The following is an 18,535-nucleotide window of genomic DNA, read 5'->3' as shown; positions in this document are numbered from 1 at the left end:
ATGCGCCTTGTTCGACCCGACGATTGGCGCCCCCGTGGCATCGACGATCTCGAACCGGCTGCCTGGAACGCGCTCCGGCACGGAGGCTCGGCATCAGTTGTAGCCGGCCCGGGCGCGGGCAAGACCGAATTTCTGGCGCAGCGAGCAGTGTATCTCCTCGAGACGGGACTCTGCCGCGCACCACACCGGGTACTCGCGATCTCCTTCAAGACTGACGCAGCCGCGAATCTTGCCAAGCGCGTCCGGCTACGCTGCCCTCCCGAGCTTGCCGAGCGTTTCGTGTCGCTGACCTTCGACTCCTTCACCAAGGGCCTCGTCGATCGTTTTCTCAATGCGCTTCCGGCGGACTGGCGTCCGACCCGGCCATACGAAATCAATTTTCCTAAACCCAGGCAGGTGGAAGACTTTCTGACGCTCGCCCGACTCAATGCACCGCAGCCGTGGCAAGCAGAGATCGCGGGCTTCGGCGCTGCCGATTTCGAGCCGCGCGTGGTCGGCAGCTACCGCCTGCCATTCACGCCGCAGCCGCCACAAAATGGCGCCGAGTTTGCGATTGACCGCTGGTGGAAGCGGCAATTGCCGGCAGGGAACCAATCCTCCCTCACCTTTGTCGGCATAAACCGGCTGGCGGAGCTTCTGCTCCGCGCCAGCCCGCACATCCGGGCCGCGCTGATCGCCACGTACCCCTACGTCTTCGTGGACGAATTTCAGGACACGACCTACGCGCAGTACGACTTCCTTCTCTCGGCCTTTTCTGGCGGTCAGACGATCATCACGGGCGTCGGCGACGATAAGCAGCGGATCATGGTTTTCGCCGGCGCTCGGAGAGACGCTTTCCAACGGCTGCAAGCGGATTTCGAAGCGGAGCGCTTTCCGCTGCTCTTCAATTTCCGATCGTCGCCAGACCTTGTCGCGATCCAACACGTTGTTGCTCGCGCACTCGATCCCAACGCGGTCCCGACGCTCGCTCAGGCAGCGCGCCAAGTCGACGGTGACGTGGCGCAGGTCTGGTGCAGCCAAACAAAGGCCGCGGAAGCCGCCCATCTCGCGCATTGGCTCGCCAATGATATGGTAACCCGCGGGCGCTCACCTCGTGATTATGTGCTTCTGGTCAAACAGAAATCTGACGACTATGAGCGCGAGCTCGCCGGAGCGTTCGCGGCACAGGGTCTTCGAATTCGTAATGAGAGCCACGCTCTCGGGAAAACCTCGCTGCAGGATATTCTCTCCGACGACCTCTGCCGTCTTGCCCTCGCTATTTTTCGCCTTGGCGCGACCCGCCGCGCACCGACGGCTTGGCAAGTGGCTTCCTCCTCGGTTCAGGCTCTCCGCGCCGTTTCCCTTAGCGATGACGTCGCCGCGGCGGAGGTCGAATCGGACCTGACAGCCTTCCTCGCCGCGCTCCGCGCAGAGATGGCAGTAACAGCTCCTTCCCGAAACAGCGCAGCCGATTTCGCACGGCGGGTCTTTGAGTATCTCGACCTCGGTGCCATCGCGCGGACCTACCCCGAATATGGCGTCGGCGATCTCCTCGCGATCATCCTCGAGGCCTTCTGCATCCACTTCTTCGCTTCGGCCGACGGTGCTGCAGACTGGAATGCCTGTCTCGACGCATTCGAGGGCGTCGATCAGATCCCGATGATGACCGTCCACAAGAGCAAGGGGTTGGAATACGACACTATCGTTTTCGTCGGCCTTGATGACAGAGCATGGTGGGCTCATGTCCCAGGCGACCCCGAGGGCGTGGCAGCGTTTTTTGTAGCTCTCTCGCGCGCCAAACAGCGGGCCATCTTCGCCTTTTGTCAGCAGCGTGGAGAACGCAACAACGTCGCGGAGCTCTATCAACTCCTCACCGAAGCCGGTGTGCCGGAGATCGCCATATGAGCGACATTTCCATGGGGAAAAGGTCCGGAGGAGCCCGTGACATTACTCTTGCCGAGGTCAGCCCATCACGGGAGAGCTTCTATTATCTTCCCCACACAGCAATCGATAAACAGGTAGAAGAAAAATGGCGTCCGAGTTGAAAACCGACCGCGATCTAAAGCCCGATGCACATTTCCTTTCTCGGTTGGACGATTCCGAGCTCATAAAACTTCGAGCTGGGCTCGACGTCGAAATGAAGCGGCGGAAAATCGCTATCTCGGTTGGAGCAATGGCCGAAGAGCTGGCAATACAGTTCTTCAATCGCACATCCGGCTGCCCCAACTTATTGGCCTCGCCGGTAGGAACGGCAAACGTGGACGCCTTGTCCAGAAAAGGTGAGCGATATTCTATCAAGGGCATCTGCAATGCAAAAAAGACAGGAACGATCTACCCGGATGCTGATGACCCAGAAAAACAACTTTTCGAATATCTGCTGATAGTCAAAATGACTCGGGACTGGTCTCTTGAGGCCATCTACGAGTTTAATTGGCGGTCGTTCTGCGAAAGCCGCAGCTGGGATAAGCGCATGAACGCGTGGTACATCGGCGCATCGAATAAGACCCTTGCAAGGGCGAAGACATATTTACCTTCAAATGCGGCCTGAAATATCGAACCTGAGCCAACGATAGCCGCTGTACTGAGATATGTCGGGCAGCGAAGCTTCAGTTAGCCAGTAGCACGCCACGCAAGTCACTTTTTCGCTCACTCCCACGAATGAATGCCGCACATCTGCCGATCACTTCTTCCAGGGGAAGACGAGCTGGCCCCTTGAGGCAGCACTCCCACACGGTGAGGATCCGCCAGCCGGCCTCCGCCAGACCTGCCGCTGCACGTTGGTCCCGCTCGCGGTTAGCCGTGATTTTTCCCAACCAGAAATCAGCTCGCGTCCGCGGCAACTTAAAGAGCGAGCAATCATGCCCATGCCAAAAACAGCCGTGCACCAGAATGATCGCACGGTATCGCGGAAAGACCAGATCGGGGCGCCCCGGAAGATCCGGTGCATGCAGCCGGAAACGGAACCCCACAGCGTGAAGCCCGTGGCGAAGCAATAGCTCCGGCTTGGTATCCCGCCCCCGGATACGGCTCATATTATGCCGGCGCTGTTCGGGGGTCAGCACGTCCATATCACGAACCCCTCACCGTTGCATCGGCAACGACTAGTTTAAGCGCAGCACTGATTTCCCCCGATGTCATCCCAGGGCGGAGGGTTACGGCTCCAAAACGGAACCCGGCCCGGTAGGCCGGATGGAATAGCCTCGCCGGCATTGGTGTATCGCGGTAGCCCGATGCTAGAACCGGAGTGTGCGGGGTCAGCAGATAGGCCGCGGTTACAATGCCTTCCACAGCGCCGGATTGTACCTCCTGCACCAGAGCATCGCGATAAGTGTGGATCGAACTAAGGGCATCGTTAAGCCCTTCGTCGATGCGATATTTTGCATCAAGCACAATCAACCTGCTGCTAGACGGATCCGCTGTCTCGTGGCTGGCGACGACATCGGGAGTCATCGTGCGGCTATAGGAGCCCCGTTGTCCGGGCTCGATCCAGAACTCGCGGTACTGCTTCTGAAAACACAGCTTCCAGCCTGAGCCGACCGGAACTGTAACTGCTCCGGCCGCGACAGTAACGCCGCCGGCTGCATCGCTGATGAAAAGGTCCCGCACATCAAGTCCAGCCGGACCAAATTCTTCCGCCCCAGCCCTGACCAGACGGAGGAAGCACCAAAGCTCATACAATTCGAAAGTCCGGGCCAGAGGTAGGTTCAAGAAGTCGCCGAATACCGCAGCAATGCCAAGATTCATGTCCTGCCAAACCCGGTAGAACCGGCGGTAGGAGGGATCGTTGCGAAACAACGCTGAAAGCACAAGACGCGCCGGCCCCTCTCCGGCCTCGGCGAATGGAGCCGCAGCGCAAAGGTTGCCAACGCGGCGCGACAAGCGTCTGCAGCGCTGTGCCCACGCGGCCGCACCACGGCGCAGTTCGGCATCCCCCTCCGGCCGCTTTCGCTCAAGCAGTTCCGCAGCGATGCCCAACCAGGCGACCCACGACCTCAAGCACGCTGCCATCTGACGGTGCTCTGGCAGATCGAGCGAGCTCAGGCGCTGGCGCACCCGGATGCGCTCCGGCAGAAAACCTTTGAGTGGCGCCGGAAGGCGCGAGGGTTTTGCGCCCTCCCGAAGAACACGTCCCGAGCGAAAGGAGCGCAACACCTCCGGTCCGGTCGCGCGGCTGGCGCGGTGATAAGGAACGATCGCTTCCTCAGCGACCAGTATGCGCCTGGGGCTGCGCACGATCGCTGCAACGACGGCCTCCAGTTCGTCCACCCTCGAGCGGAGGAATTCGAGACGCGCGATCGCTGGCGGCCGACCGCCGGTGCCGCGGGCCACAGCTTTCCGGAAACTGCTGAGCGAGAACAGTGCGAAAGTATCGTCAAGAATCTCGCGCACCATCGCATCGAAATCGTCCCGGGTGAGCTTTCGCTGGTCCGGATCGGTGACTATCTCGAAGCGGCGTGGTGCCTGCGCAGGCATCCGCAGCTCTGCCTCGATGGTCCCGGCATTGAAACCCGGCGACCAGCGCCAGCGAGCAGTGTCGGGCGTCTGCGTCCGCAGAGCTTCCAGCGGAACGTCATCCACCAACAGGTCGGCCGTGGCGGCGGCGCCGCTGCTATGCAGCTCAAAGAGGTAGCTCCCGGTCTCGTGTACCAAGCCGGGCGCGACTGCCTCCGGATCCGGCCATACCCTCCATGCCTCGCCTGTCGTTTCGCTGCGCATGAACAAGGTGGCCATCGTCGGACCTCACCGGCTGGCCTGGAATGAGCCAAACTCGTCCAGGTCCGCGGTCAGCTTGCCAAGGTATACCTGCGAGCGTGGCAGCCCATCCAGCGCCTTGGCCAGACCGGTCAGCAATGGTCGCTGCCGTTCCCCGCCGCGCAATTTGACAAGGACCTTCTGCACCATCAGATCATCGATGATGGCGGCGCCATCTGCCTTCAGGTGCTCCGTCGCAAATGCGTGATAGCGGACCACCTCCTCCGCGACGCGATAGCCAAATCCCAAGCCATGAGCCGCCATGACAGTCTGAGCGGCAACGAGCCTTTGTTCACATCCCATCCGGGCATCGTTCAGCGTCGGTTCGCGACCTGCCAAAGCTGAAAGGAAACCGGCCAGATCGACCACCGACATATCAATGACGATGGCGCGGTCCAGAACCTTGTCGCTGACCGGGTTCGTCGTCTCATCGATGTTGATCGTGCCCGCAATATAGAGGTTGGGCGGCAACGGCAGGGCGGCGGGAACCGATGTGCCCGTTGAGCCCTCAAGCGGAACGCCGCTTGAGTGAAGTTGCAATTCCTCACCCGTTTCGATCGCCGACAATACGTCAGAGAAGTAATATTCCACACGCGCAAGGTTCATCTCATCGAGCACGACGAACACCGGTGAATCGCGGTGCGCCGTTGCGAGAAGAACCGCTTCCAGAAATGGCGGCACGACATAGCGGTTCGACAATACGTCGTAGTAGCCGGTCAGGCCTGTGGGATCAGTCCACTCCGGTCGCACAGGACAAACGAACAGAAAGGGATCCGGAACATTATTCGCCGCCAAGCCGTGGACCGCTCGTGCATATTTCAGCGCAAGCTGAGTCTTTCCGGTACCCGAGAGACCGGCGAGGATCACGAAGTGTTTGTGTGGGAGGAAATTCATCGCGGCATGAAATCGCCGGACCTCTCCACCCGGATAGTGTCCCCCGAGCGACGCCACTGCCCTCTCGATCTCGGCGACTGGAATGGTAGCAGGCAACCGCTGCATACCCAGGCTGACGGCACCCGCGTCGGCCCACACGTGCAGCTCGTGGACCTTTTCGCGCCCGATCAGGCTTCCGAGATAACCGACGAACTCACGTGCAAGCAGGCTCCGGCGCGCGGAAGCTGCCGGCGGCCAGATCGCGAACAGGATCGAATCGATTTTCGCCCTGCAATCAGGATCAAGGGCGGGCTCTCCGGGACCACTTCGCAGTGAATCCCGAAAATCATGGTTGTGAAAAAAGATGTCACCGGTGTCGGTTATATAAAATTTCACATTGTTGCTGATGCTGCCGGGCTTTTTCGATGCGGCGACAAGCTGCTTGTTACGCTCCTCGCCTTCGTGGAAGAGCTTCAGCAACCCCTTGTTGATACGATCGGCTTCAGTCGTGACGGTGACCGCGAAATAGACCTCATCCTGCGGCGGGAAGGTCAGAACGCACAGGAAGATGAACTGCTCGAGCGGCGCAGTGCGACCCGCCGCCAAACCGGCCGAGTACGCTTCCAGATTGTTCGTGCAGGCAAACAGCCCACCCTCGATGACACGGGCGCTGTTTGAGAATCCGAAGTTCTTTGCAATTCGCGCTTCTGATCGGATGCCCGGCTGAGCGCGAATTGCGACCTCAAACTGCTGCTGCCGCTCTTCTGCTGACATGATAGTCCTGCTCCTCCGTGCCCCGGAGGGCAATCATCATGGTTTCCGCGAGTGCTTTCGCCATAAGAGGCGGCACGGCATTGCCAATCTGCCGGAACGCCGGATTCATGGTTCCGCAGAAGACAAAGCCGTCGGGAAAGGACTGCAGCCGTGCCGCTTCGCGCACGGAGATCGTGCGCGCCTGCTCGCTGTCGTAATGGATGTGGCTATAACTGTCCTTGCCAAGATGCGCCATCAAAGTGCGCGCCGGCTGATCACGCCACATCTTCCGCCATTTGTTCGGGAATTTGGTGGCATCATAAGGAGGAACGATCGCGTCACGCAGACGCTCGTATTCGGCAGAGCCTTCGCGCACCACTTTTCCCTTGCGCCGCAACTCCGCGATCTTTTCGGACAGCATGTTCATGGCGTGCTGCCACGCTTGCGGATACTGATCACCGGGGTTGAGACGTGCGAACAGCTCGTAGTCGCGCGGCAGATAGCGAATGACGTGATCCCGGAGACCTCCTTCTGGAGCTTCAAATCCCGGCCAGGATCGCATCAGGCGCGCATAGGCGGAAATTTTGCGCCTCCGGTCATATGGAATGATCTGGTCGAAGCGCCGGGCACCGCGGCGCAGGTGGCCCGCCGCAAGTTCCTCCCGGGCGAAAATCGGCGGCAGGTCTCCGAGGGCCTGTTCAGCCGTGACGGCCGGCGGCAGCTCCGGACTGGCTATTGGCGGCTCATGGTAGTCATGCGCCTCCTCGAGATGGCCGTTCAGCACCTTCAAGGCGACTGCACGCGATCCCTCGTAGCCTGGCGGCAGCACCAGCCAGTTTGTAGGTTCGGGGAACGACACCCTTTCGGCGATCTCACGACGGTAGGCCACGAGGAACATGCGTTCCCGCATCTGTGGCACGCCAAAAAAGGCGGCATTCAGTAGTGTGTAACCGCAGACATACCCCTTGTCCTCAAGGACTTCGCAGATTTCCTCGGCGATGTTCTGGCCGCCATGATTGAGAACGTCCGGGACATTTTCGACCAGCACCGCAAGGGGCTGAAAAGCGTCGACGTATCGTAGATATTCCTGATAGAGACGCGCTCGAGGGTCATGCCGGAATGCCTGCGGATGGGCGTCGATCTCACGCAGCTTTGGCCGGCCAACACGCGCGAAAGCCTGACAGGGCGGGCCCCCGACAATAACATCGACTGCATCTGCAACGGATCCGAGGTCCAGTTCTGCTACGAGGTCCTCTGGATGTGTGGTGATAATGTCGCGAGCGCGACTGTGCTTTGGGTCGCCTCCGTGAAAATTCAAACCATGCGAACGTGCAGCATCAGGATCGAATTCAATTGCGGCCTGCAGCGCATATCCCGCCGCCTGAAACCCCAGCGACAATCCCCCGCAACCTGCGAACAGGTCCAGCAGCCGCGGCTTTCCACCCGCACGGATCCGGGCAATCTTTCTGCCAATCGCGTCCGAGCTCATTCTCATTCCCCCTTCTTCGTTCGCGGAAGCTTCAGAGGAAGCTGCGTTTCGTCCCCATGCTCATCAAGAAACTGCATCACAGCCGCACGGATGACCCAGGCGGCCGAGACATTGTTGGCGTCCGCCAGAGCCTGAATCCGTGTATGTGCCGTCTCAGGCAGGATCACGGATGTCCGGACCGATTTCTTGAGCGCTGCGGCGGGCATGAATCGCCTCCTGATGCAATTTGCACCCAACATATGCGTTCGGAGTGTAATGTGCACCACATTTCATCTCTCTTCCTCAGAAACCTATGACTACTGAGCAGCTGCTTGGCTCCAGCACTTACTCATAGAACAAATGAGGAACAATATAAAGACACGTCCGGAAGTCTGCCGAGCCGCGAAGCGCGACTGACCGGTTGGCTTATGTCTCCTCGTAGCACGCCTTGAGGGGAAAGCCTTCCCCTGCGGGGAGCCCCCGCAACGCCCCTTAGAGGTAAGCGCTAATTTCGGGGGTTATTAAGAGGCGATTTTGCGGTCTTCGGCCTGGGGATTGCCGATTACTTTATGATTTGAGGTTGGATCGTCGCGAATCAGACGGCGGCTTCAACACTCGAGCGCTTGGGGAAGTTGAAGGGGAGCAGGTCGTCAATATTGTCGTCGGGACGCCGCTGGGGCAGTTCCGCGAGGACGTGTCGCAGCCACGCAAGGGGTTCGATGCGGCATGCGCGGCAGGTCAACATCAGACTATAGATGACGGCACTGGCCTTTGCTCCGTCTACGGTATCGCTAAAGAGCCAGGATTTTCTTCCCGTTGCAAAGATTCTGATGTCTCGTTCCAAAAGGTTGTTGTCGATCGGCATGTTGCCATCTTGGGTGTAGCGGATCAGGTATTCCCACTGGTTCCGCGTATACGAGACCGCATCCTCAAGCTTGCTTTCCGGCAAAACCTTCGGGGCAATCTTGTCGAGCCATTCCTTGAGGGCATTCAGGACGGGAATGCTGTGCTGTTGACGAAAGCGACGAATACAGTCAGCCTGCGTTTCACCATCATTTGGCTTTTCCTCGCGAGCCTGTTTTTCAATCCGGTAAAGTTGCTCGAAGAATTTCAGCGCCTGTTCCGGTGGTCCCCCGCCTTTCTTTCTGGCTCGCAGCGCCTCGACAAAGCGCCGCCGTGAATGAGCCATGCACCCGATATGGGTGGCACCTTTCAAGGTGCGCCAGGCCGCATAACCGTCGCTCACCAATATACCGCGATAATCTCCAAGGAAGGCTTGCGGATATTGCTGCCCTCGACCGGGCTGATAATCGAGCAGCACGATCGGTTCGTCACTATCCTGGCTGCTGCGATACGCCCACATGTAGGATATGCTGGTGGGAGTCTTGTCCTTTTCCTTCAGCACCTGAACCGTGGTCTCGTCGCCGTGGATGAGGGAATGGGATCTGAGCCGCAGTTTTAGCGCGTCATAGATCCGATGCAGATGCTTCTCGCTGGAACCGATCACCCAATGTCCGAGAGCCCCACGACTAACGGGAACGCCAGCCCGTTCGAAGGCCTTGCTCAACCGATAGAGCGGTGTGCCGTCAACAAACTTGTGAACGAGCGCGAAGGCCAGCGTCGAAGCCGTGGCGATGCTGCCCGGCAAAGGTTGCGCAGGCATCGGGGCAATAACGATCGGTGTTTTGATGCCGGTACGGTCGCAGTTTCGGCACGCATATTTGGCACGCGCATTCTGCAAGACCTTGGCCTTCACCTCGATGTGAAGCTGCTCGGTGACCAGTTCACCCATGCGATGCAGCCGGCGACTGCAACATGGACAAATCTTCTGATCGTCGGGGAGGTCGTATTCGACACGTTCGCGTGGCAGGTTTGAAGGAAGCGGTTTACGTCCGCGCTTTTTGCCTTGCCCCGCCTCGGTGTCCGGCAATCCCGTCTCTGGCAATTCAGCGGTGTCCACATCATCGGTATCGGCGAGGTCTTCGTCCGCATCTGCCTCAAGGGCAGCCTGTTCGGCTTCGTTGAAGACGCGATCAACACCCTTCTCACTACGCGGAGCAAAACGGTGCAGTCGCGCCAGGGCCAATTCTTCCTCAAGTTTGAAGACACGTTCGGAGAGCTTCTGGTTCTCCGCTTGCAGCGCAGCTATCTGCGCCATCAGTTCTTCAACAGTGGGGTTGTCGGTTCGATTCATCCCAATGCTTGAATCGAACGCGACCAACGGCGTCAATAAATGAATTCAGATTTTGTTACGATATTCGCATCAACCAGCAATTCTATATTGCCGTACCGGATGGCGAACCATCGCATCGATATCGATACCGTCAAGTAACCAGTGTAATTGTTCCGTCGTAAGCTGCACTATTGTTTCCTGACGCTGTGGCCAGCGGAATTTGTCGTCGGTCAATCGCTTCAATATGAGCACAAAGCCGGATCGATCGAAGAACAAAATCTTCATTCGGTCCCGACGCCGGTTGCAAAATGCAAAGATCGCTGGCGTGAACGGGTCGAGTTCCATCTCCTCCTGGACAAGGACTGCAAGGCTGTTGATCCCGCCCCGGAAGTCGATGGGATCACGGTGCAGATAGACCTGAACGTCAGAGGCAAACTTAAACATCCCTAACCGCTCCGATGACGGCTGTTAATGTCCGTACATCATCGCATTCCAGCGATAACGTCACACCGTTGGGCAAAGTCACATTCAGCTTGGTGACAGAAGAGAGTGACGCCACCTTCGCAGATGCCAGCTGCATCGCGCCAGGATTGCTCGCAGCCAAATCCAGCGCGTGAGCACTATTATGTCCAGGTATGACGCCACTTGTAGCAGGCTCGATGCGAACCGGAATAAAAGCCGACGCCAAAGGTGGCGATGGTGACAAGGCTTCCATTTCCGCTGCCTTGTGCTTACGCACCCATTTGCGCACAAGGTTCGTATTTATCCCGTGATCAATGGCAACGCGCGACAGCGATGCGCCGGGCTCAAGGGCGCAAGCAACAACCTGCTTCTTCCATGCACGATCGTAGTGATGGTTGCCTTGCCGGTCGACAAACAGCACGTGCGGTTTGTCTCCATTCGCTCCCATAGTTCCCATCGGTGTCCACCCTTTCAGTCGGTGGACACCCTTTGCACCACTCCATTCAACCAATGAAGGTGCTTAGAAATGAGCGTTTACCCTTAGAGTGAGAGGGAGGACGAATTTCCGTGACGGGTTGAGGGCTGGAGAGAGGTCTCCGGCGCCCGTCGTGGAGATGCCCCATGACCCAAGAAGATCTGAGCAGTGCCCGCGACCGCGTCGGCGGCTACAAGGTGGATGCGACCCGTGGCAAGCGCGTCGGCCGCGTGTCGTCAGAGTGGTTTTCGCGCCCGGCGGACGAGCGTTACCTGTCCCTGTCCGACCTCTACGCCGCAGTGCGTGGCCGGACCGAGCGCAGCCGAACGCGAACCGTAGAGAGCGCAGCAATCCGCGTGGAAGCCAATCGGGATGACGCCGAACGCCTGGCGCTGATGCTGCCCGGCTCCGGCGAACCGATCGCACCGACCCACTGGAGCTTCGGCCAGCTCGCCGGCCTGGTCGGTGCGCCGGCCGCCTATCTCCGCCAGCTCCCGGCGCCGCTCGCCGGCATCAATCTGCAATTTGGCCTGAGCTCGCACCGCGCCGAGCAGGTGAAGACACTGGAGATCGAGGACGGCCGCCTCGAGCTGCGTGCCGTCACCGGGCCCGATTACGGCCGCATCTTCGACCACGAGCTGGTCGCCGCCGTCCAGCGCATCGCCGGCAACGGCACGGGCGACACCCGCTGGAAAGTGCCAGGCGTGCTCGACTGGTCGACGGGAATCTATAATCCGCGTGTCGACATGACTCAGGACACGACGACGCTCTACGCGTCCGATCGCGACGTCTTTCTCTTCCTGGTCGACGACTTGAATCCGATTGAGGCTGGTCGGTTGCCGGACGGGTCGCCCGACCTCTACTTCCGTGGCTTCTACTGCTGGAATTCCGAGGTCGGCGCGAAGACGCTCGGCATGGCGAGCTTCTATCTCCGCGCCGTCTGCCAAAACCGCAATCTCTGGGGCGTCGAGGATTTCGAGGAGATCACCATCCGCCACTCGAAGTACGCCGCCTCGCGCTTCGCCCACGAGGCTGCACCGGCGCTCACCCGCTTCGCGAACTCTTCGCCCATGCCGTTCGTCAACGGCATCAAGGCGGCGCGGGAAAAGATCGTCGCCCGCTCCGACGAGGACCGCAGCGACTTCCTGCGCAAGCGCGGCTTCTCCAAGGCCGAGATGGCGAAGATCATCGAGACCGTCTTGGCTGAGGAAGGCCGCAAGCCCGAGAGTGTGTTCGACTTCGTTCAGGGCATCACCGCCATCGCGCGAGACAAGACCCACCAGGATGCTCGGCTCGACCTGGAGGCGCGGGCGAAGAAGCTGCTCGACCGAGCGGCCTGATCCTGGAAAGCCGGAGATGCGGAACGACGTGTCTCCGGCTCTGTGACTTTCCGTCTTTCCGTATCGTCGGTTTTGCGGCGCTGTCCTCAGAGTGAGAGGGCGGCGCTGCACTTCGTGACGGGTTGGAGGCCGAGAGAGAGGCTTTCGGCCGCCCGTCGCGGAGTACATCCCGATGACACGTGCCGTTCAGAAGATCACCCTTTCGCCCTCGTGCGACATCCCCTTCAATAAGCTCGTCTTGTCCCAATCGAACGTCCGGCGTGTGAAGGCCGGCGTCTCGATCGAGGAGTTGGCGGAAGACATTGCTCGCCGCGGCCTGCTGCAGGGCCTCAGCGTCCGCCCGGTCGTCGACCAAGCCGGCACCGAGACCGGCCTGTTCGAGATTCCGGCCGGCGGCCGGCGCTACCGGGCGCTGGAGTTGCTCGTGAAGCAGAAGCGCCTCGCCAAGACCGCGCCGGTGCCCTGCATCGTCCGCAACAGTGGCATCGCCGAGGAGGACTCGCTGGCAGAGAATGTCCAGCGGGCGCCGCTGCATCCTCTCGATCAATTTCGGGCATTCCTGGCGCTGCGCGAGCAAGGCCAGTCCGAGGAAGAGATCGCCGCCGCTTTCTTCGTCTCGGTCAACGTGGTGAAGCAGCGCCTGAAGCTGGCGTCGGTCTCGCCGGCACTGCTCGACGTCTATGCCGAGGATGGCATGACGCTCGACCAACTCATGGCCTTCACCGTCTCAGGTGACCACGAGCGCCAGGAGCAGGTGTTCGAGCGCCTGAAGGCCTCCTACGACAAGCAGCCCTATACCATCCGCCGCATGCTGACAGAGGGCGCGATCCGGGCCGTGGACAAGAGGGTGCAGTTCATCGGCGTGGACGCTTACGTGGCTGCGGGCGGCTCGGTGCTACGCGACCTGTTCCAGGGCGACGACGGCGGCTGGCTTCAGGATGTCGCGCTCGTCGACCAGATGGTGGCCGAGAAACTAAAGGCGGAGTCCGAGGCGATCGCCGCCGAGGGCTGGAAGTGGATCGAAGTCGCCCCCGATTTCGCCTATGGGCATGCCTTCGGTTTGCGCCAGCTTCGTGGCGAGACCGTCGCGCTCACGGCCGAGGAGGAAGCAACCCGCGACGCGCTACAAGCCGAGCTGGACCGGCTGTCCGACGAGTATCAGGACGCCGACGAACTGCCCGACGAGGTCGACGAGCGGCTGTCGGAGCTGGAAACGGCGATCGAGGGCTTCGACGACCGCCCCGTGCTGTTCGACGCCAGCGAGATCACGCGCGCAGGCGCCTTCATCAGCATCGCTGCTGACGGCCATCTTCGCGTCGAGCGCGGCTATGTTCGCCCCGAGGACGAACTGCCGGCGGAAGCGGAGCCCGGCTCGGTGGAGGACGGCGCCATGGCGGCGAGCTATGACGGCCACGACACCATTATCACCGCCGAGTCCGCCACCGATCCGGAGGAGGACGAGGGTCTCTCGCCCATCTCGGACCAGCTGATGACCGAGCTGACCTCGCACCGGACGCTTGGCCTGCGCCAGGCGCTCGGCGAACGGCCTGACGTCGCTTTTGTCGCGGCGCTGCACGTCCTGACGCTCAAGGCCTTCTACCCCTATGGTTCGGATAGCTGCCTCGAGCTGGACTTGAAGAGCGCGAGCTTCAGTGCACAGGCACCGGGGCTGAACGACAGCGCCTCGGCCGAGGCGATCCGCGCCCGGCACGAAAGCTGGGCGAAGGCGCTCCCGAAGGAATCGGCCGATCTCTGGGACGTGCTGCAGGAATGGGACGGCGACAGCCAAGCTGGTTTGTTCGCGCATATCGTCAGTGTCTCTGTTAACGCCATATACGAGCCCTGGAACAGGCGGCCCCGGGCGTTCGCCCATGCCGATCGCCTGGCGCAGGCGGTCGATCTCGACATGGCGGCAGCCGGCTGGAAGCCGACCGTCGACAACTTCCTTGGCCGTGTGACCAAGGCTCGGATCCTCCAAGCCGTGGCGGAGGCGAAGGGGCAACGCGCGGCCGATCGGATCGAGCATCTGAAGAAGGGCGACATGGCGGCGGAAGCGCAGACGCTGCTCGCCGATACCGACTGGTTGCCTGAACCGCTTCGCACCGCCGATCGGAACGTGTCGAATGTCGAATCCGCCGTGACCAGCGCATCTGTTGAGCCGATCGAACAATCGATGGCAATCGACGGCGAAACGGCCATGGCCGAAGACGGGCCGTTCGCAGAGAATGGGATGGCCGACGACGTTCCCCACGCGGTCGCGGCCGAATAACCGTCAACGACTTGCGAGACTGGCCCGCCGGCGACGGCGGGCCTTTTCGCATGGGAAACGACCATGGCGCAAATTCCGCATGATCTCGCACGCCGTCTCGCCAATCGTGCCGAGGCAGTGTGCCGGCACTATCTCTCCAGCGGACGACGCGAAGGCGGCTACTGGCTGGTGGGCGACGTGCGCAACGCGCCGGGGCGCTCGATGTATGTCCGGCTCAAGGACACCCCCAAGGGTCCAGCCGGCAAATGGACCGACGCAGCGACCGGCGAACATGGCGATCTTCTCGACGTCATCCGCGAAAGCTGCGGCCTCATCGACTTCAAGGACGTCGCCGATGAGGCCCGGACGTTCCTCAGCATGCCGCCGCCCAAGCCGCAACCTTGGGAGCACCAGCGGCAGATCCCGGCGCCGCATGGCTCCTCCGAAGCGGCGCGCCGGTTGGTTCGCATGTCGCAGCCGATCAACGGCACGCTCGTACAGGCGTATTTACGGGAACGCGGTATTACGGATTTACGCGGAACCGGAAGCCTGCATTTCCACCCGCGCTGCTACTATCGGCCCGACGAGCATTCGCCGACCGAGACCTGGCCGGCGATGATCGCGGCCGTCACCGACCTCGACGGCAAGATCACCGGGGCGCATCGCACTTGGCTCGATCCCCGCCGACGCGACAAGGCGCCGATCGACACGCCGAGGCGGGCAATGGGCGATCTTCTCGGCAACGCTGTTCGCTTCGGCATCGGCAGCGAGGTGATGGCGGCCGGCGAAGGCATCGAGACCGTCCTGTCGCTCCGCCAGGTCCTTCCCGACATGCCGATGCTGGCGGCGCTCTCCGCTGCGCATCTCGCCGCCATACTGTTCCCCGACACGCTGCGGCGGCTCTACATCGTCCGCGACAACGATCCGGCCGGCGACGGGGCGCGCGATAGCTTGATCGAACGGGCGAACGCGGCCGGGATCGAGGCGATTGTCATCTCGCCGGAGCTGGTCGACTTCAACGAGGATCTGCGCACCCTCGGCCTGGACGCGTTGCGCATGGAAGCCCGGTTGCAGATCGAACCGCAGGACGTCGTCCGCTTCATGGCGTTGGCGGCATAGCCGGCAGGAGAACGGGCCTGCGGCTCGCCGCCGTGCCCGGAGGATGCGTCAATCCGTCGGAGGGGGACCGCGCCTCGGCCTTCGAGAGGGCGATCGGCCCACAAGCCGGCCAGCCGGGCAATGGCGGCGGCCGACTATTTTCCGGCGCGGCCTGACGGCCGCTTTCCATCGCGAGGCAAAATAGCCGGCCTTAGCCATCGAGCCCTGCGCTTGCGCTCCGGGTGCCCGGCCGTCCGGCCCGTGGGCTTCGTCGCCATGAAGGCCGCGACGGTCGCGGTCCCACCGACGGAGCATCCCATGCGCGATCACGACGACTTCGAACCGCACCACGAATCCTCACCCACCGACCATGTCCTCAACGAGCTCCAGCTCCACGGCTACCGACCCTTCACCGACGAGCCCGACCAGCGGCTACTGCCCGACGGCAACCAGGTCGCGGGCGCTGTCGCCGACATCTTCGACGCCCTGATCGGCACCCTGGAGGACACGCGCCTCGAACCCGACCTCGACGATCTCCTCTGGTCGACCGTCAACGTCTTCCACCGCGCCATCGACCGGATCGGTCGGGAACTGGACGACAACGAGCAGGCCCAGAAGCGGGCGCAGCGCGAACAGGACGGCAGCGAGGTGAAATCCGTCGAACTGGAGCGCTTGATCGCCGAGGGCATGACGCTGATCGAGCGCCAGAACGCATTCGAGCTAATGCGCGACCAAGCCGCGGAACACTACGAGCGCCACGTCGGAAAGACTTGGCTTCCGCGCAGCGGATCGAAGGTCAACCATCGCAATCTCACCTCAGCGATGATCGACAGCCGCGACTTCCTGATGGCGAAGAAGCGCGCAGACCAGGAGGTACTCCTGCCGCCGGGCCCGAAGATCGTCGTCACCGGCGGGCTCAACTTCGATGACCACCGGCTGATCTGGACCAAGCTCGATCAGGTCCACGAGAAGCATCCCGACATGGTGCTGATCCACGGCAAATCACCGAAGGGCGCCGAGAAGATCGCCTCGCTCTGGGCCAAGAACCGCAACGTCCCGCAGATCGGCTTCTCGCCCGATTGGACGAAGCACGGCCGAGCAGCGCCGTTCAAGCGCAACGACGAGATCCTGGAGATCGTGCCGAAGGGCGTGATGCACTTCCCTGGCACCGGCATCCACGACAATCTCGCCGACAAGGCCAAGAAGCTCGGCATCCCGGTCTGGAGATTTGGCGGCGCATGAGCGCCGTCGACCACGCCGCAATCGAATGGACCGCGCCTTGCTCTGTCGGGTGCAAAGCCCTAAACTCTGCATGTCGCGAAAAACGATTCCCGCCTCACCGGGTTTCGCGCATACGCCGATCCCTTTCCGATCGACCAGCGGCTCCAACAAACTCAGCCCGATCGCAATCGGGCTTGCGATGTCGTGCTCCCCGCGGCGCGTCTCGCAAACCATGGAGCGCGCTATGCAACAGTCCGTCACCATCGTCGGCGCAGGTTTGGGTGGCCTCACCCTGGCTCGCATTCTTCATCTCAACGGCATTGCCGCCGTGATCTACGAAGCAGAAGCATCGGTCGGCGCCCGCACGCAGGGCGGGTTGCTCGACATGCATGAAGAGACCGGCCAGCATGCCCTGAAGGCCGCTGGTCTGTTCGAGCGATTCCAGCAACTCGTGCGTCCCGGCGAGGATGCCAAGCGCATCGTCGATCGAAACGGCGCGATATTGCTCGATAAGCCCGGCACTCCCCTCGGCAGGCGCCCCGAAGTGGACCGCGGCGAACTCCGCAAGATGCTGATCGATGCCTTGCCGCAGGGCATGATCCACTGGGGCCGCAAGGTCGCGTCGGTATCGCCGAAAGGTACCGGTCTGAACGAACTCCGCTTCGCCGATGGCACAGGCGTCACAACTTCGCTGCTGGTAGGAGCGGATGGCGCATGGTCGAGGGTGCGGCCCCTCCTTTCCCAATCAAAGCCCGAATATACGGGAACCTGTTTTGTCGAGACGCACCTGTCAGCGGACCATCCGTGTAACGCCGCAAGCGCCGAGGTCATCGGGACTGGGACACTGATGGCGGTGGCGCCCGGCAAGGGCATTCTTGCCCATCGCAACGCGGATGGCAGTGTTCATGTCTATGTCGCAATCAACAAACCCGAGAATTGGGCATCAACCATCGACTTCACGGAGGCGCGCGCTGGCCTGGCAAGGGTCGCCCAGCAGTTCGACGGTTGGGCGACTTCGCTAATCGCGCTGATTACGAGCACGGATATTTTACCTGTCATACGGCCGATCTACGCGCTACCGGTCGACCATAGGTGGCACCGCAAGCCAGGAGTGACGTTGCTCGGCGATGCCGCGCATCTGATGTCTCCCTTCGCCGGTGAAGGCGCAAACCTGGCAATGTATGACGCGGCCGATCTAGCCCTTTCGATTGCCGCGGGACATGACGCAGGAGCCGCCATCGCCGAATACGAACAGCGCCTGTTCCCCCGTAGCGCCGGGGTCGCGCAAACCAGTGCCCAAAACCTAGCGCAGTTCTTCGGCCCCGAGGCTCCTCAAAGCACCGCCAGGCTCTTCGGCGCCGTGGGCTGAGAACCTCGCCATCTACCGGTCGCCTGGAACCCCTTCCATTACCCAGTTCGATGGATGGAGAACGTGTCTGGGCCGGCGGATTTTAGGCTAGCTACCTTGCCGGTGCGTGAAATTCGACCGGAAGCCCGATTGGCAAGCCAATCGTTGCGATCGATCCGCCTCGTCAGCGGCGCACTCTCCCCGCCTGATCTGCGCTGATCCTTTGGTCAGACTGACCGCTTGACGCCATCAACCCGTAAAGGGTCGGCTATGCGAGCATGCCGCCGCTCCGGCTTCACCTGCGCGGTGATTGCAGCGCTCAGCCCGACACATCGGGCGCCTGTC

At 61.4% G+C, this 18,535-nt stretch carries 16 protein-coding genes; 8 read left to right on the top strand and 8 right to left on the bottom strand.

The genetic code is table 11. From position 1 onward, the window contains the following. The 3 genes from I8E17_RS06695 to I8E17_RS06685 are packed head-to-tail and all read left to right on the top strand — an operon-like array spanning window position 1 to window position 2,527. Window positions 1-1,884, top strand: coding sequence for an ATP-dependent helicase (locus I8E17_RS06695; RefSeq protein ID WP_219510756.1), 1,884 nt, complete (start codon window positions 1-3; stop codon window positions 1,882-1,884). After that, a complete protein-coding gene (locus tag I8E17_RS06690) occupies window positions 1,881-2,024 on the top strand; it encodes a hypothetical protein (RefSeq protein ID WP_219510758.1) in 144 nt (47 codons plus the stop codon). The genes I8E17_RS06695 and I8E17_RS06690 overlap by 4 nt, the downstream gene beginning before the upstream one ends. After that, entirely contained in the window at window positions 2,009-2,527 is a 519-nt protein-coding gene (locus I8E17_RS06685; protein ID WP_219510760.1) for a hypothetical protein, read from the top strand. Before I8E17_RS06690 ends, I8E17_RS06685 begins: the two co-directional genes overlap by 16 nt. Window positions 2,528-2,585: 58 nt before the next feature. Here the strand turns inward: I8E17_RS06685 and I8E17_RS06680 are convergent, their stop codons facing one another. The 8 genes from I8E17_RS06680 to I8E17_RS06645 form a co-directional block, all read right to left on the bottom strand. Next, window positions 2,586-3,047 (bottom strand): very short patch repair endonuclease, encoded by a 462-nt coding sequence (locus I8E17_RS06680; RefSeq protein ID WP_219510762.1) that lies wholly within the window; start codon window positions 3,045-3,047, stop codon window positions 2,586-2,588. Window position 3,048: 1 nt separating this feature from the next. Further along, window positions 3,049-4,695: a DUF2357 domain-containing protein gene (locus I8E17_RS06675; RefSeq protein WP_229002091.1), complete on the bottom strand. Its 1,647-nt coding sequence runs from the start codon at window positions 4,693-4,695 to the stop codon at window positions 3,049-3,051. Window positions 4,696-4,719: 24 nt separating this feature from the next. Next, a complete protein-coding gene (locus I8E17_RS06670) occupies window positions 4,720-6,378 on the bottom strand; it encodes a hypothetical protein (protein WP_219510766.1) in 1,659 nt (552 codons plus the stop codon). Then, window positions 6,347-7,846, bottom strand: coding sequence for a DNA cytosine methyltransferase (locus I8E17_RS06665; protein WP_219510768.1), 1,500 nt, complete (start codon window positions 7,844-7,846; stop codon window positions 6,347-6,349). The genes I8E17_RS06670 and I8E17_RS06665 overlap by 32 nt, the downstream gene beginning before the upstream one ends. Before the next feature lie 2 nt (window positions 7,847-7,848). Further along, window positions 7,849-8,052, bottom strand: coding sequence for a CopG family transcriptional regulator (locus I8E17_RS06660; protein ID WP_219510770.1), 204 nt, complete (start codon window positions 8,050-8,052; stop codon window positions 7,849-7,851). Window positions 8,053-8,420: 368 nt separating this feature from the next. Continuing rightward, window positions 8,421-10,019, bottom strand: coding sequence for an IS66 family transposase (locus I8E17_RS06655; RefSeq protein ID WP_113367574.1), 1,599 nt, complete (start codon window positions 10,017-10,019; stop codon window positions 8,421-8,423). A 69-nt stretch (window positions 10,020-10,088) separates the two neighbouring features. Next, window positions 10,089-10,442 (bottom strand): IS66 family insertion sequence element accessory protein TnpB, encoded by a 354-nt coding sequence (tnpB, locus tag I8E17_RS06650; RefSeq protein WP_113367575.1) that lies wholly within the window; start codon window positions 10,440-10,442, stop codon window positions 10,089-10,091. After that, window positions 10,435-10,881, bottom strand: coding sequence for a transposase (locus I8E17_RS06645; protein ID WP_162750996.1), 447 nt, complete (start codon window positions 10,879-10,881; stop codon window positions 10,435-10,437). The genes tnpB and I8E17_RS06645 overlap by 8 nt, the downstream gene beginning before the upstream one ends. Window positions 10,882-11,081: 200 nt before the next feature. Here I8E17_RS06645 and I8E17_RS06640 point away from each other — a divergent pair, with 200 nt between their 5' ends. From I8E17_RS06640 to I8E17_RS06620, 5 genes are all read left to right on the top strand, one after another. Then, the gene (locus tag I8E17_RS06640) at window positions 11,082-12,275 is read left to right on the top strand and encodes a DUF932 domain-containing protein (RefSeq protein ID WP_219510772.1); all 1,194 of its coding nucleotides are present in this window, start codon (window positions 11,082-11,084) and stop codon (window positions 12,273-12,275) included. Between the two features lie 172 nt (window positions 12,276-12,447). After that, window positions 12,448-14,544, top strand: a complete 2,097-nt coding sequence (locus tag I8E17_RS06635; RefSeq protein ID WP_219510774.1) for a ParB/RepB/Spo0J family partition protein — start codon at window positions 12,448-12,450, stop codon at window positions 14,542-14,544. Between the two features lie 63 nt (window positions 14,545-14,607). Further along, on the top strand, window positions 14,608-15,642 hold the full coding sequence (locus I8E17_RS06630) for a toprim domain-containing protein (RefSeq protein WP_219510776.1): 1,035 nt from the start codon (window positions 14,608-14,610) through the stop codon (window positions 15,640-15,642). Between the two features lie 297 nt (window positions 15,643-15,939). Next, the gene (locus I8E17_RS06625) at window positions 15,940-16,863 is read left to right on the top strand and encodes a DUF2493 domain-containing protein (RefSeq protein ID WP_219510778.1); all 924 of its coding nucleotides are present in this window, start codon (window positions 15,940-15,942) and stop codon (window positions 16,861-16,863) included. A gap of 223 nt (window positions 16,864-17,086) precedes the next feature. Next, window positions 17,087-18,211, top strand: coding sequence for an NAD(P)/FAD-dependent oxidoreductase (locus I8E17_RS06620; protein WP_219510780.1), 1,125 nt, complete (start codon window positions 17,087-17,089; stop codon window positions 18,209-18,211). Window positions 18,212-18,535: the final 324 nt, after the last annotated feature.

This window comes from Rhizobium sp. AB2/73 (genome assembly GCF_020871915.1).
GTDB classification, from domain to species: Bacteria; Pseudomonadota; Alphaproteobacteria; order Rhizobiales; family Rhizobiaceae; genus Rhizobium; species Rhizobium dioscoreae.
Note: the sequence above shows the minus strand (reverse complement) of the source record. Positions and strands in the feature narration are given on the sequence as shown.

Bases quoted from the DNA above. Each gene is read 5' to 3' on its own strand.
- I8E17_RS06695 (WP_219510756.1), top strand. From the start codon at position 1: ATGCGCCTTGTTCGACCCGACGATTGGCGCCCCCGTGGCATCGACGAT.
- I8E17_RS06690 (WP_219510758.1), top strand. From the start codon at position 1,881: ATGAGCGACATTTCCATGGGGAAAAGGTCCGGAGGAGCCCGTGACATT.
- I8E17_RS06685 (WP_219510760.1), top strand. From the start codon at position 2,009: ATGGCGTCCGAGTTGAAAACCGACCGCGATCTAAAGCCCGATGCACAT.
- I8E17_RS06680 (WP_219510762.1), bottom strand. From the start codon at position 3,047: ATGGACGTGCTGACCCCCGAACAGCGCCGGCATAATATGAGCCGTATC.
- I8E17_RS06675 (WP_229002091.1), bottom strand. From the start codon at position 4,695: ATGCGCAGCGAAACGACAGGCGAGGCATGGAGGGTATGGCCGGATCCG.
- I8E17_RS06670 (WP_219510766.1), bottom strand. From the start codon at position 6,378: ATGTCAGCAGAAGAGCGGCAGCAGCAGTTTGAGGTCGCAATTCGCGCT.
- I8E17_RS06665 (WP_219510768.1), bottom strand. From the start codon at position 7,846: ATGAGCTCGGACGCGATTGGCAGAAAGATTGCCCGGATCCGTGCGGGT.
- I8E17_RS06660 (WP_219510770.1), bottom strand. From the start codon at position 8,052: ATGCCCGCCGCAGCGCTCAAGAAATCGGTCCGGACATCCGTGATCCTG.
- I8E17_RS06655 (WP_113367574.1), bottom strand. From the start codon at position 10,019: ATGAATCGAACCGACAACCCCACTGTTGAAGAACTGATGGCGCAGATA.
- tnpB (WP_113367575.1), bottom strand. From the start codon at position 10,442: ATGTTTAAGTTTGCCTCTGACGTTCAGGTCTATCTGCACCGTGATCCC.
- I8E17_RS06640 (WP_219510772.1), top strand. From the start codon at position 11,082: ATGACCCAAGAAGATCTGAGCAGTGCCCGCGACCGCGTCGGCGGCTAC.
- I8E17_RS06635 (WP_219510774.1), top strand. From the start codon at position 12,448: ATGACACGTGCCGTTCAGAAGATCACCCTTTCGCCCTCGTGCGACATC.
- I8E17_RS06630 (WP_219510776.1), top strand. From the start codon at position 14,608: ATGGCGCAAATTCCGCATGATCTCGCACGCCGTCTCGCCAATCGTGCC.
- I8E17_RS06625 (WP_219510778.1), top strand. From the start codon at position 15,940: ATGCGCGATCACGACGACTTCGAACCGCACCACGAATCCTCACCCACC.
- I8E17_RS06620 (WP_219510780.1), top strand. From the start codon at position 17,087: ATGCAACAGTCCGTCACCATCGTCGGCGCAGGTTTGGGTGGCCTCACC.